Annotated in this window: 15 protein-coding genes; 8 read left to right on the top strand and 7 right to left on the bottom strand. The window is 70.9% G+C overall.

The features are described 5' to 3' along the window. From MKL11_RS14585 to MKL11_RS14570, 4 genes are all read left to right on the top strand, one after another. On the top strand, positions 1–3,375 hold the full coding sequence (locus MKL11_RS14585) for an ATP-binding protein (protein WP_243944655.1): 3,375 nt from the start codon (positions 1–3) through the stop codon (positions 3,373–3,375). Next, positions 3,368–4,288: a response regulator transcription factor gene (locus MKL11_RS14580; RefSeq protein WP_243944654.1), complete on the top strand. Its 921-nt coding sequence runs from the start codon at positions 3,368–3,370 to the stop codon at positions 4,286–4,288. Before MKL11_RS14585 ends, MKL11_RS14580 begins: the two co-directional genes overlap by 8 nt. A 106-nt stretch (positions 4,289–4,394) precedes the next feature. Then, on the top strand, positions 4,395–4,646 hold the full coding sequence (locus MKL11_RS14575) for a hypothetical protein (protein WP_243944653.1): 252 nt from the start codon (positions 4,395–4,397) through the stop codon (positions 4,644–4,646). A 45-nt stretch (positions 4,647–4,691) separates the two neighbouring features. Beyond that, a complete protein-coding gene (locus tag MKL11_RS14570) occupies positions 4,692–5,057 on the top strand; it encodes a DUF6894 family protein (protein ID WP_243944652.1) in 366 nt (121 codons plus the stop codon). 7 nt (positions 5,058–5,064) lie between these two features. Here MKL11_RS14570 and MKL11_RS14565 read toward each other — a convergent pair whose 3' ends face one another. Next, positions 5,065–5,508: a DUF488 family protein gene (locus MKL11_RS14565; RefSeq protein WP_243944651.1), complete on the bottom strand. Its 444-nt coding sequence runs from the start codon at positions 5,506–5,508 to the stop codon at positions 5,065–5,067. A 313-nt stretch (positions 5,509–5,821) separates the two neighbouring features. Between MKL11_RS14565 and MKL11_RS14560 the strand changes: the two genes are divergently transcribed. Further along, positions 5,822–6,592, top strand: coding sequence for a glycoside hydrolase family 25 protein (locus MKL11_RS14560; RefSeq protein ID WP_243944720.1), 771 nt, complete (start codon positions 5,822–5,824; stop codon positions 6,590–6,592). 137 nt (positions 6,593–6,729) lie between these two features. Next, the gene (locus tag MKL11_RS14555; protein ID WP_243944650.1) at positions 6,730–7,542 is read left to right on the top strand and encodes a Crp/Fnr family transcriptional regulator; all 813 of its coding nucleotides are present in this window, start codon (positions 6,730–6,732) and stop codon (positions 7,540–7,542) included. 268 nt (positions 7,543–7,810) lie between these two features. On the opposite strand, the gene MKL11_RS14550 is transcribed toward MKL11_RS14555, so the two are convergent. The 4 genes from MKL11_RS14550 to MKL11_RS14535 are packed head-to-tail and all read right to left on the bottom strand — an operon-like array spanning position 7,811 to position 11,056. Next, positions 7,811–8,584 (bottom strand): ABC transporter ATP-binding protein, encoded by a 774-nt coding sequence (locus tag MKL11_RS14550; protein ID WP_243944649.1) that lies wholly within the window; start codon positions 8,582–8,584, stop codon positions 7,811–7,813. Beyond that, positions 8,584–9,639, bottom strand: a complete 1,056-nt coding sequence (locus MKL11_RS14545) for a FecCD family ABC transporter permease (RefSeq protein ID WP_409565860.1) — start codon at positions 9,637–9,639, stop codon at positions 8,584–8,586. Before MKL11_RS14545 ends, MKL11_RS14550 begins: the two co-directional genes overlap by 1 nt. Then, positions 9,636–10,673 carry an iron ABC transporter substrate-binding protein gene (locus tag MKL11_RS14540; protein ID WP_243944647.1) on the bottom strand — a complete coding sequence of 346 codons (1,038 nt, stop codon included), beginning with the start codon at positions 10,671–10,673 and terminating at the stop codon, positions 9,636–9,638. Before MKL11_RS14540 ends, MKL11_RS14545 begins: the two co-directional genes overlap by 4 nt. Then, positions 10,673–11,056 (bottom strand): VOC family protein, encoded by a 384-nt coding sequence (locus MKL11_RS14535; RefSeq protein WP_243944646.1) that lies wholly within the window; start codon positions 11,054–11,056, stop codon positions 10,673–10,675. The genes MKL11_RS14540 and MKL11_RS14535 overlap by 1 nt, the downstream gene beginning before the upstream one ends. Before the next feature lie 203 nt (positions 11,057–11,259). Here MKL11_RS14535 and MKL11_RS14530 point away from each other — a divergent pair, with 203 nt between their 5' ends. Both MKL11_RS14530 and fabI read left to right on the top strand, forming a co-directional pair. After that, positions 11,260–12,189, top strand: coding sequence for a DnaJ C-terminal domain-containing protein (locus tag MKL11_RS14530; RefSeq protein ID WP_243944645.1), 930 nt, complete (start codon positions 11,260–11,262; stop codon positions 12,187–12,189). A gap of 126 nt (positions 12,190–12,315) precedes the next feature. After that, complete coding sequence (fabI, locus tag MKL11_RS14525) at positions 12,316–13,140, top strand: enoyl-ACP reductase FabI (RefSeq protein WP_243944644.1); 825 nt, start codon at positions 12,316–12,318, stop codon at positions 13,138–13,140. Between the two features lie 48 nt (positions 13,141–13,188). Here the strand turns inward: fabI and MKL11_RS14520 are convergent, their stop codons facing one another. Next, positions 13,189–14,352, bottom strand: coding sequence for an AAA family ATPase (locus MKL11_RS14520; protein ID WP_243944643.1), 1,164 nt, complete (start codon positions 14,350–14,352; stop codon positions 13,189–13,191). 16 nt (positions 14,353–14,368) lie between these two features. Then, on the bottom strand, positions 14,369–15,361 hold the full coding sequence (locus tag MKL11_RS14515) for a polyphosphate kinase 2 family protein (RefSeq protein ID WP_243944642.1): 993 nt from the start codon (positions 15,359–15,361) through the stop codon (positions 14,369–14,371). Positions 15,362–15,421: the final 60 nt, after the last annotated feature.

Raw genomic sequence — 15,421 nt, 5'->3', positions numbered from 1 at the left:
ATGAGCGGCCCCCAGCGCATCATCCCGATCCGCCGGGACTACAACCGCTTCGTCGCCGACGAGACCCTGGAGGATTACGCCCTCCGCTTCACCGCCAAGAAGGCGCGGCGCTGGTCCGGCTTCCAGGTGGCGCAGACGGCTTTGGGCTCGGTCTCGTTCCTGGCGCTGGAGGCGATCGGCGGGACCCTGGCGCTGACGGCCGGGTTTCCCAACACGCTCGCGGCGGTGCTGGTCGTCGGCCTGATCATCTTCGCCACCGCGGCGCCGATCACCGTCTACGCTGCCCGCTACGGGCTCGACATGGACCTGCTGACCCGGGGCGCCGGGTTCGGCTATCTCGGCTCCACCGTCACGTCGCTGATCTACGCGAGCTTCACCTTCCTGTTCTTCGCCATCGAGGCGGCGATCATGGCGCTGGCGCTGCAGCTCTGCTTCGGGCTGCCGCTCGGCGTCGGCTATCTCGTCTGCGCCGCCGCGGTGATACCCCTGGTGGTCTACGGGATCAGGCTGATCAGCCGCTTCCAGATCTGGACGCAGCCGCTCTGGGTGGCCTTGAGCCTGCTGCCGCTCGTGTTCGTGGCGGCGCAGGGCACGGAGCCCCTGCACGCGCTGGCGGATTTCCCGGGCCTCGACGGCGGCGGGGCCGCCTTCGACATCGGCCGGTTCGGGCTGGCCACCGGGGTGCTGCTTGCGCTGCTGGCCCAGGTCGGCGAGCAGGTCGATTTCTTGCGATTCGTACCTGAGCGGAACGGCCGGCAGGACTGGCGCTGGTGGCTGGCGGTGCTGTCGGGGGGCGCCGGATGGATCGTGCCCGGCATGCTCAAGATCCTGCTCGGCGCCGGGCTCGCGGTCCTGGCTCTCGGGCACGGCGTCCCGCCCGAGCACGCCGCCGAGCCGACCCGGATGTACGCGGTGGCGTTCGGCTACGTCACCGGGGAGGGCGGCCGGGCGGCCCTGCTGCTCACCGGGCTGTTCGTCCTGGTCTCCCAGCTCAAGATCAACCTGACCAACGCCTATGCCGGCTCGATCGCGTGGTCGAACTTCTTCTCCCGGCTGACCCACAGCCATCCGGGCCGCGTGGTCTGGCTGGTGTTCAACGTCGCCATCGCGGTGCTCCTGATGGAGCTCGGCATCGACAAGACCATCGAGAGCACGCTGCCGCTCTACGCCTCCGTGGTCTCGGCCTGGGTCGGGGCACTGGCCGCCGACCTCGCGGTGAACAAGCCGCTGGGCCTCTCGCCCGCCGGCATCGAGTTCAAGCGCGCCCATCTCTACGCGATCAACCCGGTGGGGACCGGCGCCATGGTGCTGGCGCTCGCCATCGGCGGGCTCGCCTATGCGGGCCTGCTGGGCCACAGGCTCCAGCCGTTCGCGCCGCTGCTGGCCCTGGCCACCGCCTTCAGCGCGGCGCCGGTGATCGCCTGGGCCACGGCAGGCCGTTGGTACCTCGCCCGGACGCCGAAGCGGGATTGGGGGGCGGGCGAGATCATCTGCCGGGTCTGCGAATTGCCGTTCGAGGGCGAGGACATGGCCCATTGCCCGGCCTACGACGCCCCGATCTGTTCCCTGTGCTGCTCGCTCGACGCCCGCTGCGGCGACCTGTGCAAGCCTCACGGGCGCCTGGAGGTACAGGCCCAGCAGGCGCTCGGCCGGATCCTGCCCGGCCGCACCGCCGCCTGGATCGGCGCGCCGCTCGGGCGCTACCTCGCGGTGATGCTGACGCTGTGCGCTGTGATCGGCCTGATCCTGGGGATCGTGCATGCCGGCGCCACCATCGCGCATCCCGAGCATCGCGACTTTCTGCGCTCGGCGCTGACCAGCGTGTTCTTCATCCTGGTGGTGATCCTCGGCGTGGTCGCCTGGCTGTTCGTGCTCGCGCAGGAGAGCCGGCGGGTCGCCCAGTCCGAGACCATGCGCCAGACCGCCCTCTACGAGGCCGAGATCGCCGCCCACAAGCTCACCGACGCCAAGCTGCAGGAGGCCAAGGAGCGGGCCGAGGCCGCCAACCTTGCCAAGAGCCGCTACGTGGTCGGGATCAGCCACGAGTTGCGCACGCCGCTCTCCACCGTGCTCGGCTACGCGCAGCTGCTGGAATCCGACCCCGCGATCCCGGCCCCGCGCCTCAACGGCATCCGGGTGATCCGCCGCAGCGCCCAGCACCTCTCCGGGCTGATCGACGGCCTGCTCGACATCTCGCGCATGGAGGCCGGCCGCCTCGAGATCCACCGGGACGAGGTCCGGCTCATCGAGTTCCTCGATCAGCTGGTCGACATGGTCCGGCTCCAGGCCCGGGAGGCGGGCCTCGAATTCCGGTTCTCGCGGCCGGAGATCCTGCCGGCGGTGGTCGCCACCGACGAGAAGCGCCTGCGCCAGGTGCTGCTCAACCTCCTGTCGAACGCGATCAAGTTCACGCCCTCCGGCACCGTGTCGCTGGATCTGAGCTACCGCAGCCAGATCGCGGTGTTCACGATCCGCGACACCGGACCGGGCATCCCCGAGGCGGATCTGGCCCGGATCTTCCAGCCGTTCGAGCGGGGCTCGACCCCGGCCGCCCGCAGCACCCCGGGCACGGGGCTCGGGCTGACCATCGCGGACCTGCTGTCGCAACTCCTCGGCGGCGAGATCACCGTGGCGGCGGCGCCGGGCGGCGGCACCCAGGCGCGGCTGCGCCTGATGCTGGCCTCCGTGGCGCAGCCCGCCCCGATCGTCCTGCCCATCCCCGCCTCCGCGCCGGAACGGGCCTATGCCGGTGCCCGCCGCACGATCCTGGTCGCCGACGACGACACCGCCCACCGCGCCCTGATGCGGGCGATCCTGGAGCCGCACGGGATCTCCGTGATCGAGGCGGGCTCCGGGCCCGAATGCCTGGCGGCGGTGGCCAAGGGCGGGATCGACCTGATCCTGCTCGACATCGCCATGCCGGGCATGAGCGGCTGGGCCGCCGCCGCGACGCTGCGGGCAGAGGGGCACACCGGGCCGATCGCCATGATGTCGGCCAACGTCCACGAGATCAGCCCGGTGCGCGGCGACGACGCCCCTCACGACGCGATCTTCGCCAAACCCTTCGACCTGCGCGACGTGCTGGAGCGGATCGGCAAGCTGCTCCACCTCGAATGGACCGACGCGGCGACGCCGTCCCTGCGCGAGCCCGCGCCCGCGCTCGCCGAGATCGGCCATCCCGGCCCCGAGCACGTCGGCGAATTGCTGCGCCTGGGCCGAATCGGCCATATCCGGGCGATCGAGGCCAAGCTGGCCCAGATGGAGGGCGATTCCGCGGTCCCGCCCGCCTTCGTGGCACAGATGCGCGGCCTCGTGGAGGGCTACGACCTGCGCCGCTACCTCTCGGTGCTGCAGGGACTCGCCCGCCATGGCTGAGGCGCCGACGAACCAGCCGAGCCGCGACGTCGTCCTGGTGGTGGACGATTCGCCCGACACGCTGAGCTTCCTCACCGAGGCGATCGAGCGCTCCGGCGCCACCGTGCTGGTGGCGGTGGGCGGCGACCTCGCCCTGGCGCTGGTCGACGAGATCACCCCGGACGTGATCCTGCTCGATGCGATGATGCCCGGCATGGACGGGTTCGAGACCTGCCGGCGGCTCAAGGCCAAGCCTCAGATCGCCGGCGTGCCGGTGATCTTCATGACCGGGCTCAGCGAGACCGAGCATATCGTGAAGGGCCTCAGCGCCGGCGGAATCGACTACGTCACCAAGCCGATCGCCCCCGACGAAATCCTGGCCCGGATCCGCGTCCACCTCGCCAGCGCCCGGGCCGCGCAGAGCGCCCGGGCCGCCCTCGACACCGCCGGGCGGACCCTGTTCGCCGTCTCGGAGGCCGGGGCGGTGCTGTGGGCGACCCCACAGGCCGGGCGCCTGCTGGCGGGGCTCGGCTCCGATCCGTCCGGGGGCCTCGCGCTCCCCGCCCGCGCCCGGGACTGGCTGCGCGGCTGCCTCACCGGCGCGCCGGCCAACGCCCTGACCCTGACCGGCGGCGACGGCACGGCTTACGCGTTGAGCTTCATCGGCCGCACCCCGGACGAGATCCTGCTGCGCCTGTCGCGCGAGGAGGCCTCGGGCGGCGTCGAGCGGCTGCGGGCAAAGCTCCCCGTCACCGGCCGGGAGGCGGAGGTGCTGCTCTGGCTGTCCCGGGGGAAATCGAGCCGCGACATCGGTGAGATCCTGGGATTGAGCCACCGGACCGTGACCAAGCACCTGGAGGGCATCTACGCCAAGCTCGGGGTGGAGAATCGTACCGCCGCCTCGATCATCGCGGCCCGCCATCTGCAGGACTGAAAGCCTGCCGGGCTTGTCCACAGGCTTCGCGGCACTGCGAAACCGGTTGGTAAGCGGCGTCCCACCAGGGTCCCGACACAGACGCACCAATTCGGGAACGGACGCGATGATGAGCAGCCACCAGCTCGCCGACGCACTGAGGCGGGTCGCCACCGAGCAGGTCAGCGACATCACCCGGGCGGTGAAGGAAGGCCAGAAGTCGATCGCGCTGAACGAGGTGCGGGACATGGCCCGCCGCCTCAGCCTGCTGGCCGACGCCTTCGACCCGAAATCGGCGGCCGAGGGCAAGGCCGAAACGGGGGCCGAAACGGGGGCCGAAACGGGGGGCGAGCCGCAGGACGGCGCCCAGGCTGCTTGACTATCCTTGCCTGACGACAGCCGCCCGATCCGGAGAAGCGCCCCCATGGTCCGCGCCTATTTCTACATCCGCCTCGACGGCGCCTACCTGGCGGCGCCGACCGCCCAGGACATCGCCGACATGGATGCGGCGCGGACGGCGGCGCGGGCGATCGTCCGGGGGCTGATGCGCCAGCATGGCGGTGACCCGCGGCTGCTCGACGCTGCCCTGGTGATCGCCGACGAGACCGGCACGACGCTCCTGGAGATGTCGTTCCTGGAAGCCCTGTACCTGCCGGTCGAGCCGGTGAACGACCCGAATCGCCGTCGGCCGATCCCGCGGGAATTCGGGGCCATGCGCACATCCCGGATGCTGTTCAGCGCCGCCATGGCGCCGATCCGGCGGTTCGCCGCCACGCGGGCGATGCGCTGAGCCGACTTCAGCCGAACAGGTCAGTCGTCACGAAGCCCCTGTCCGTGAGCCGCTCGGCCAGGACGCGCCGGTGGCAGCGGGCCGGGTCGCGCTCGAAGCACAGCAGGCAGGTCGGGGCGGCCGCCGCCATCGCGGCGAGCTCGTCGAGGGCGACGCCGCCGGCGGCGGTGTCGAGCACCTCCTCGCAGTAGATCCTGCGCATCAGCGCCGCGTCGTCGGCCCGGGCCGCCTCGCGGCCGGATTTCGGCGTGCCGAGGCTGCGCAGATGCGCGTAGCCGAGCCCCGCCTCCACAAGCCCGGTTCCGAGCGCGCCCTTCGAGAAGCCGCGCTTGCGCGAGTTCGCAACAGCCCGCACGTCGGCCAGGACGGCGACGCCGGCCGAGCGCAGCGCATCCGTAAGGCGCTCCGGGTCGAGCCCTTCGTAACCTATGGTGAATAAATGCTTGCTCACGGGACCGTGGTGGGACTCGCGTTGCGGAACCGGCACTTAGCCGGAGCCGGGCCTGTGAACCAACCGGGGATCGCTGCGGTATGTCGCGGCGGCGCAACGCATCCCGGAATTCCGCCGCAAAGATCGCAAAGCTCCGTTAACTGCGCCAGGGCCATCGATTACCCCTGACTTTGGCGCTTCTTCGGTGGCGGGCTGAACACTGATGGTGCGGGATTACACGTTTTCGCAGATGCCGTCCGCCGCGCCGGACCGGGGTGCCGGCCGGCTCAGGAATGTCCGGCGGCTCGTCACCCGGGTCCTCGCCGTCGCGGTGATGGCCGGCCTCGCGGCCTGCGCGTCGAACCCCGACTTCTACCCGACCAAAGGCGATGCCAAGCCTCATCCGGGCGTGGCCAAGGCCAAGCAGCACCCGATCCAGGGCATCGACATCTCGAAGTGGCAGGGCAACGTCGACTGGGCCTCGGTCCGGGCCGCCGGCACCCAGTTCGCCTTCATCAAGGCGACCGAGGGCGGCGACCACGTCGACGAGCGCTTCCGGACCAACTGGGACAATGCGGCCCGGGCCGGCGTGCCGCGGGGCGCCTACCACTTCGTGTTCTGGTGCCGCTCGGCCCGGGAGCAGATGGAGTGGTTCAAGCGCAACGTCCCGAACGACCCCACGGCCCTGCCGCCGGTTCTCGACGTCGAGTGGAACGGCCACTCGCAGACCTGCCCGAAGAAGCTGCCGAAGGCGCAGGCCCTGGCGATGGTCACCGAGATGCTGGAGGAGATGGAGCGCTACACCGGCAAGCGCCCGATCATCTACACCGACATCACCTTCCACAAGGACGTGCTCGAAGGTGAGCTGCCCGACTACCCGCACTGGCTGCGCTCCACCGCGGCTGAGCCGGAGCAGCGTTTCGTCAACCGGAAGTGGATGCTGTGGCAGTTCACTTCGACCGGGCGCGTCCCCGGGGTGCAGGGCGACGTCGACCGCAACGCCTTCTACGGCACCCCGTCCGACTGGGCCTCGTTCCTGTCGACCGATTGCGATCCCCGCGAGCACCTGCGGCTCTCGGAACAGGGGTTGTGCACCGACAAATAATTGATCGGTTGAGATAGACTTAAGTTGGTTCGCGAACACCGGCTGGGATATAAGCGTGCCGGGTTCTCCCGCACGCAAGCGGGTCACCCGACGAGGATCCGTTCGGGAGCCTCCGGTCCCACGATCTTCAGCCGTCCATGCCCGTTGACCGCGCCGCCACCCTCACGGGCAACCTGCTCCTCGATGCGCTCCGGGAGCCCGACCGCGCGCTGATCGCACCCCATCTCGAACCGGTCTCCTTCGACAAGGGGGCGAGCGTGTTCCATGCCGGCTCGGACGTGACCCACATCACCTTCCCGTGCGACCAGACCGTCGTGGCTCTGATCATCGCCACCCGGGACGGGCGCTGCGCCGAGACCGCCACGATCGGGCGCGAGGGCGCGGTCGGCGGCATCGTCAGCGCGGGTCGGGTGCCGGCCTCCACCGAGGCGGTCGTGCAGATCGGCGGCCCGATGCTGCGCCTTGATGCGGAGCGTCTCCAGGATGCCAAGCGCCGGTCGACCGAAGTGCGCAACCTGTTCGCGCGCTACTCCGATTGCCTCCTGGCCCAGGTGCTCCAGGCCGCCGCCTGCAACGCGCTCCACCCGATCGAGCAGCGCTGCCTGCGCTGGCTGCTGACGCTCCAGGATCGGATCGGGGGCGACACGCTGCCGATCACCCACGAATTGCTGGCCTCGATGCTGGGCGTCCAGCGCACCTACCTGACGCGGATCCTGCGGACGCTGCAGAACCAGGGCCTGATCCGGGTCGGGCGCGGGCGCATCACGGTGCTCGACCGCCGCGCGATGTCGGGAGCTGCCTGCGAGTGCCACGGCCGGGTGCAGCGCCATTTCAAGACCGTGCTCGGCGCGGTCTATAGCTCTGAGGGTATCGAGCGGATCGAGCCGCCGGCCCCGACCGAGGGCGATTTGGAAACCGCAATGGCCGCGCACGGCCGCGCCCGGGGCTGAGCCCAGAGGCTGTGAGTCTTCCGATCGATCGCTCTTCGACCTCCACCATGCCGAACGCTTGAGTGGCCACTGACGGGCCGGCGCCTCAGGACGAGGCGCTGGTCCCCTCTCCCGCCCGGGAGAGGGAGCGCGTGGCGCGCCTTCACCGGCCGCGACCAAAAACCTGTGGGGCGCGTCGCGCAGCGGTTCGCGAGCCAGGTTCTCGAGGGACGATGGACCTTTCGAGGAGCGCCGCATCATCGGTCGCGCGCGAAAAACTCACACTCTCTCAGTCGAGAATGGGCGCGCAGACCGGCACCGCGAGGCCCGGGACCGACGTCACCACCACGTCGATCCCGTAGAGCCCGCGCAGCAACTCGGGCGTGATCGTCTCGGCCGGCGGCCCGCAGGCGGCGAGGCGGCCGTCCTGCAGCGCCACGACCCGGTCGGCGCAGAGCAGCGCGTGGTCGGGATCGTGGGTCGAGAGCATCACGGCGATGCCGGACCGGGCGAGGCGGCGCACCTGCATCAGCACCCGGGCCTGGTTGCCGAAATCGAGGCTCGCGGTCGGCTCGTCCATCATCAGCAGCCGGGGCTCGCCGCTGAGCGCCCGCGCGATCAGCACGAGCTGCCGCTCGCCGCCGCTGATCTCGGTGTAGATTTTTCCCGACAGGTGCCCGATGCCGAGGGTCTCAAGCGCCCGCTCGGCCGCCGCCTCGTCGGCGGGGCCGGGGGCGGAGAACGGCCCCAGCCGGCTCGCCCGGCCCATCACGACCACCTCGCGCACCGTGAACGGAAAGAAGGCGGCGTGGGCCTGCGGCACGTAGGCGATCGCCCGGGCTACGGCGGTGCGCGACAGCGTGAACAGGTCGGCGCCGTCGAGGTGGACGCGCCCGGCACGGGCCGGCAGCAGGCCGAGCAGCGTCTTGAACAGGGTGGTCTTGCCGCCGCCATTCGGGCCGAGCAGGCACAGGACCTCGCCGGCCTCCAGGCCGAACGAGACGCTCGAGCCGACAATCCGGTTGCCATACCCGAACGCGAGGTCCTCGACCCGCAGCAGCATCAGCCGAGCCCCCGCCGGCCGGCCGCCAGCAGCCACAGGAAGAACGGCGCGCCGACCAGGGCCGTGAGGATGCCGAGCGGCACCTCGATCGTCCCGGCGCTGCGGGCGATCAGGTCGACGGTGAGCAGGTAGCCGGCCCCCAGGATCAGCGAGGCCGGCAGCAGCCGGCGGTAATCCGGCCCGACCAGCAGGCGGGCGATGTGCGGGACGATCAGGCCGATCCAGCCGATCACCCCGGTCATCGAGACGGCGGCGGCGGTCACCAGAGTCGCCCCGGCAACCAGGACGGGCCGCAGCACACGGGTCTCGACGCCGAGCGCCCGGGCCTCCTCGTCGCCCAGGCTCATCAGGTTCATGCGCCAGCGCAGCAGCACCAGCGGCGCCAAGCCCAGCAGCATCATCGGCAGGATCGCCGCGACGTCGCCGAGCGTCACCGAGGACAGGCTGCCGAGCAGCCAGAAGGTGATCGCCGGCAATTGGTTGTACGGATCGGCCAGCACCTTCAGCAGGGAGATCCCGGCGCCGAGGACCGCGCCCACCGCGACGCCCGCCAGCACCAGGGTCAGAACCGGATCGTGCCGCCGCACCGCCAGCCCGACGCCGTAGACCAGGGCCACCGCCCCGAGGCCGCCCGCGAAGGCCAGCCCCTGAATGGCCGCCACCGGCAGGCCGAGATAGATCCCGAGCACCGCCCCGAGCCCGGCCCCGGCCGAGACGCCCAGGATGTCGGGCGAGACCAGGGGATTGCGGAACAGGCCCTGATAGGTGGCCCCGGCCGCCGACAGGGCCGCCCCGACCACCAGGGCGGCGACGATCCGGGGCAGGCGCACCTGCAGCACCACGGTCTCGACCGCCGCCGGCACCCGCGACGGCAGGCCGAGCAGCCGGTGCCCGAGCATGCCGCCGAGATCCGCCAGGGACACCGGGTACTTGCCGATCGCCAGGGCGGCCAGGATCAGCGCCAGCAGGGCGAGCCCGGACAGGATCGCCGCCGACAATCCGAGGTTTCTCCGAGCCGAAACCTCGCCCGCGACGGCCGCCGGGCCTCGGCTCACTGGGCCGGGCCCGGCGACAGGATCGCCGCGGCCTGCGCGGCGTCGAGCTCGACATGGTAGACGCGGCGGTAGAAGTCCCGCACCACGTCGGGCATCGGCTCCGGGAACAGCTCCGGATGCAGCAGCCCCGCGAGCCAGCGCAGGCCGATCAGCCGGTTGACCCCGGGCGGCGCGTCGAACCAGGGGAACGGCTGCAGCGGCGCCAGGTAGATCCGGCCCGTCTGCACGGCCTTCACGTCCTTCCAGATCGGATCGGTGCTTGCGGTCGCCGCGAAGGTCGGATCGAGGGTGACGATCACATCGGGGTTCCAGGCCAGGACCTGCTCCGGAGAGACGGTCCCGAGCCGGCCGCCGCCGTCCTGCGCGACGTTGCGGGCGCCGGCCGCCTCCAGCAATTCGGTGTTGATCGATCCGGCAAAGCCGGTCTCGAGACCGCGCGGGCCGCGCGCGTAGTAGACCCGGGGACGCTGCGGCTCGGGCAGGGGACCGACCGCTTTCGCGACCGCATCGGTGAGATCCTGGGCGTAGGCCGCCAGCGCATCCGCATCTTCCTGCCGGCCGAGCGCAGCCCCGAGCTGCCGGTAGGTCTCGGGCGTCTTCGAGACGGCGCCGTCGAGCAGGATGTAGGGGATCCCGGTCTGGGCCTGAACCCGGTCGGCGAGCGACGCGTAGGTCGGCCCGAGGCTGCCCGAATCGACGATCAGGTCGGGCTTGGCGGCCAGCACCGCCTCGACATTGGCGGTGCCGCCGCGCCCGGTGAGCCGCCCGAAGGCCGGGAGCGTCCGGGTGCGGGGTTCGAGATAGGGCAGGGCGGCCGGTGCCGGCGCGCTCACCCAGCCGGCCATCAGGTCGGGGGCGAGGCTGTAGAGCAACACCGCGGCCGGCGGTCCCGCGGCCAGGACCCGGTTGATCTTCTCGGGAAGCTCGACGGTGCGGCCGGCCGCGTCTGTGAACGGGCGCGCCGCGGCCCCGCCCGCCAGGGTGAGGAACAGCGCCAGCGCCCCGGCGAGGCCGCGTCGGAGGATAAAAGCCATTAGGCGGACCGGCGCTCCAGGATCTCGATCAGCGCCCCGTCCGGCCCCTCCACGAAGGCGATCCGCAGGCCGGGGCCGCGCTCGGTGATGCCGGTCCGCACGGGGACGCCCCGGGCCGCGAGATCGGCCATGGCGGCGTCGATGTCGGCCACGCGCAGGCCGATATGCTCGATGCCGAGGCAGGGCGTCCGCGTCGCCGGCGCGGTCTCGGGCGGGGCCTGCTCGATGAACACGGTCAGGCCGCCCAGATCGAGCACCATGCGCTGCACCGGATCGGCGCCGACGCGCGTCACCTCCGTCCCCCCGAAGGTCTCGACGTAGAAGGCGGCGGCCCGCACGGCATCGCGGCTGCGCAGGTGGACGTGGTCGCAGGCATACTGCATCGCGTGTGTCTCCCGCGGTCCGGTCCCGGCAGGCCGGTGATCGCATCGTGCGTCAAGGTTATGCGGTCGCGCGCGCCAGGGCGAGATCCGCCGCTTGACGCAGGGCCCGAACCCGCAGACTTTCGCCGCCGCGATCGTTGCAGGGATGCAACATCCTTCCCACATCCGGGTGGAAATTCCACACCGCATAGCCCAAGAGACCGATGCGCAATCCCTACGACGTGCTGGGCGTCCCCAAGGGAGCGAGCGAAGCCGACATCAAGAAGGCTTACCGCAAGCTCGCCAAGGACTTCCACCCCGACCGCAACAAGGACGACGTGAAGGCCAAGGACCGGTTCGCCGAGGCGAACTCGGCCTACGAGATCATTGGCGATTCCGAGAAGCGCAAGCAGTTCGACCGCGGCGAGATCGACGCCGACGGACGGCCGCGCGCCTCCGGCTTCGAGGGATTCTCCGGCGGCTTCGGCGGCGGCCGGTCGAGCGGCTTCGATTTCGAGAACATGGCCCGCAGCCGGCAGCAGGGCGGCATGGGCGGCGGCGGGATGGGCGAGGACATCTTCTCGCACATCTTCGGCGAGGCGTTCCGCGCAGGCGGCGCCGGACCCGGCGGCCAGCGCCAGCCGGCCAAGGGCGAGGACGTCGCGGCCGAGCTGTCCGTGAGCTTGGAGCAGGCCGCCAGCGAGGAAAAGCTGCGCTTGGCGCTGCCCACGGGCCGGGAGGTCGACGTGGTGATCCCCCGGGGCGTGGAGGACGGCCAGACCATCCGGCTCCGCGGCCTCGGCCAGAGCGCCGGCCCCCGCGGCGAGGCCGGCGACGCGCTGCTCACCATCCGCATCCGCCCGCATCCCCGCTTCACCGTCGACGGGGCCGACCTGCGCACCCATGTCGAGGTGCCGCTGGAGGACGCCGTGCTCGGCGGCATGATCCGGGTGCCGACCCTGACCGGCGCGGTCGAGATGAAGATGCCGCCGATGACCAGTTCCGGCCGCACCTTCCGGTTGCGCGGAAAGGGCCTGCCCAAGAAGGACGGCACCCGCGGCGATCTGTTCGCCACGACGGCGATCACCCTGCCGGAGAGCGAGGATCCGATCCTCACCGACTTCGCCCGGGGCCGGCGCGCCAAGGCTGCCTGACACGGCCGCCTGACACACGGCGCGCGCCCGGTCGCCCGACGTCGGGTGCGGACTTCCGTCACCGGGCCGGCTCCGCTAAGGAGACCCCCGGTGCCGCGAGGGGCCGAGAGGTTTCCAGGATCGATCATGGCGGAACACGGGCAGGGTATTCTGGCGGGCAAGCGGGGCCTCGTGCTCGGTGTCGCCAACAACCGCTCGATCGCCTGGGGCATCGCCCGCAGTGCCCGCGCGCACGGGGCCGAACTCGCCTTCACCTACCAGGGCGACGCCCTGCGCAAGCGGGTCGAGCCTCTGGCCAAGGAACTCGATGCGCACGTCATCGGGCATTGCGACGTCACCGAGGCGGCCACGATCGACGCCGTGTTCGAGGAAGCCGCGCGCGTCTTCCCCGAGGGCATCGACTTCGTCGTCCACTGCATCGCCTTCTCGGACAAGGACGAGCTGACCGGCCGCTACCTCGAGACGTCCGAGGAGAACTTCACCAAGTCGCTCCTGGTCTCGTGCTACTCGTTCACGGCCGTTGCCCAGCGCGCCGAGAAGATCCTGCGCCCCGGCGGCTCCCTGCTGACGCTGACCTATTACGGCGCCGAGAAGTGGATGCCGCACTACAACGTGATGGGCGTGGCCAAGGCGGCCCTCGAAGCCTCGGTGCGCTACCTCGCGGCCGATCTCGGCCCGAAGAACATCCGCGTCAACGCGATCTCTGCCGGCCCGATCAAGACCCTGGCGGCGTCTGGCATCGGCGACTTCCGCTACATCTTGAAGTGGAACGAGTACAACGCGCCCCTGCGCCGGACCGTGACCATCGGCGAGGTCGGCGAGACCGCCGCCTACCTGATCTCCGACATGTCGGCCGGCATGACCGGCGAGATCCTGCATGTCGATGCGGGCTACCACGTCGTCGGCATGAAGAACCCCGAGGCGCCGGACCTGACCCTCGACAAGGATTAGAGCATCGTCCCGAAAGGCGGTTGCCGGCTTTCGGGCATTGACGATGCTTTAGGATTCTTCGCCGTCGTCCGCGTCGGCGAATTCGCCCGCCAGCGTCAGCCCGTCGATCCAGGTCTCGCCGTCGCGCTTGATCACCACCCGCGGCCTGGCGCCGCCATGGGTCGCGATCCCGTCCGCGAGCCGCTCGGAATGCGTGACCAGCCAGATCTGGGTGCGCTCGGCGGCCCGGGCGATCATCCGGGCGAGCGGCTCCATCAGGTCGGGATGCAGGCTGGATTCCGGCTCGTTCAGCGCGATGAACGGCGGCAGCCGGTAGCCCAACAGGGCCCCGGTGAGGGCGAGATAGCGCAGAGTCCCGTCCGATAGCTCCGTGGCCGAGAAGGTGCGGCCCGGGAAGTCCGGAAAGGTGATGCCGAAGCTCGCCTCGCGGCCCGGCTCCGGCACCACCAGCCGGGCGCCCGGAAAGGCGCCGTCCAGCGCTTCGTCGAGGTCGCCCGTGTCCTGCCGGATATGGGCCAGGGTGGCGAAGACGGCGGCGAGGTCGGACCCGTCCGAGGCCAGGGTCGGCGTCGTCACCGCGAGGCACGGGCGGCGGAGCGGCGACTCGGCATCGGTGCGGAAATCGTGGTGAAAGCGCCAGGCCGTCATGGCGAGCCGGACCAGGGCGATCTCCGGGTGGCGCGTGGCGTCGAGGAAGGTGCCGAGCGCGGTCTCGGTCGGCAGCAGGTCCAGGCCCAACGGCCGTTTGCGCCCCTCCTCGTCGCGGGCGAATCCGGTCCGGCCGTCGCGGTCGAGGATCACCGCCGTGCGGGCGCCGGTCCGGACGGTCAGCCGCTCGGCCTTCACCTGCGGTTCCTTGCGGAAGGCGGCGCCGTAGGTGGTGCCGCCGGCCTGCTGCACAAGCCCGATCTCGACCCCGTAGGTGAATGCCTGCCCGGTGCCGTCATCGTGCAGGGTGGCGGACAGCCGGACCCGCGCGGCCTCGCCGTGCCGCCGTCGTCCGGCCCAGAGCGCGGAATCCATGCCGCCCTCCGCGGCAAGCGCGCGGGTGAGCGTCCCCCGGGCCGCGTCCTGCAGCAATTCGAGCCCGCGATAGAGATTGGTCTTGCCGGTGCCGTTGCCGCCGACGAACACCGACAGGTCGTCCACCGGGAAGCCGATCCGCCGCAGCGAGCGGTAGCCCGAGACCGCGATCTCCCGAACCACCAGCATGCGCCACCCCCTCGGATCAGTCCGGGACCTTCAGGTCGGCGATGCCCTTCTTCGCCTTCGGGAATCGCGGGTCCATCGCCTCCAGCGTATCGGCGATCGTGCGGGCAATCACGTAGTTGCGGAACCACTTGCGGTTGGCCGGTACCACCAGCCACGGCGCGTGCGGCGTCGAGCATTGCGAGAGCGCGTCCGCGAAGGCCTGCTGATAGGCGTCCCAGGATTTCCGCTCGACGAGGTCGGCGGGGTCGAACTTCCAGTTCTTCTCCGGATCGGCGATCCGGGCCTCCAGGCGCTCCTTCTGCTCGGCCTTGGAGATATGCAGGAAGAACTTGATCACCACCGTGCCGGATTCGGTGAGCAGCCGCTCGAAATCGTTGATCAGCCGGTAGCGTCCTTGCCAGACCGCGTCCGGCACCAGCTGTTTCACCCGCACCACCAGGACGTCCTCGTAATGGCTGCGGTTGAACACCCCGATCATGCCGCGCCCCGGCGCCCGCGCGTGGTAGCGCCACAGGAAGTCGTGATCGAGCTCGTCGCTCGACGGAACCTTGAACGTTGACACCGTGCAGCCTTGCGGGTTCACGCCCTTGAGCACGGACCGGATCGTCCCGTCCTTGCCGCCGGTATCGATCGCCTGGAACACCAGCAGCAGGCTGCGCGCCCGCTCGGCATAGAGCCGTTCCTGAAGCGCGCTGATGCGGTCGCGCTCCTGGGCGAGCGCGTCCTTCGCCCAGGCCTTGTCGAGGCCGCCATCGGCGTCGCAATCCACGGCCGCGAGGTCGATGCGCGTCCCGGGTTCCACCGCCACGATGCCCGGGGCGGCCCGGATCGGGATCGCCCGATGGCCGCCCGGGGACGCCGGGACGGTTCCCGCGGTCACGTCGGCCGCTCCGGCCCGTACGGCGGTCGAGGATGCCCGCGCATGGGCGGCCGGGTGCCGATCGGAGCCGTCTGTCACGCCGTCGTCTCGCGACTGGCCGGGAAGATGCTTACCGTGTTTTTTGGACATGGGCAGGACCTGTCGAGGGGCTTTGCCGACGAACGCCCAGAACGGTTGGCTAGCCCGGCC

Source organism: Methylobacterium sp. J-077 (genome assembly GCF_022829365.1).
Taxonomy (GTDB): Bacteria; Pseudomonadota; Alphaproteobacteria; order Rhizobiales; family Beijerinckiaceae; genus Methylobacterium.
This window is presented reverse-complemented; position numbering and strand designations above follow the sequence as displayed.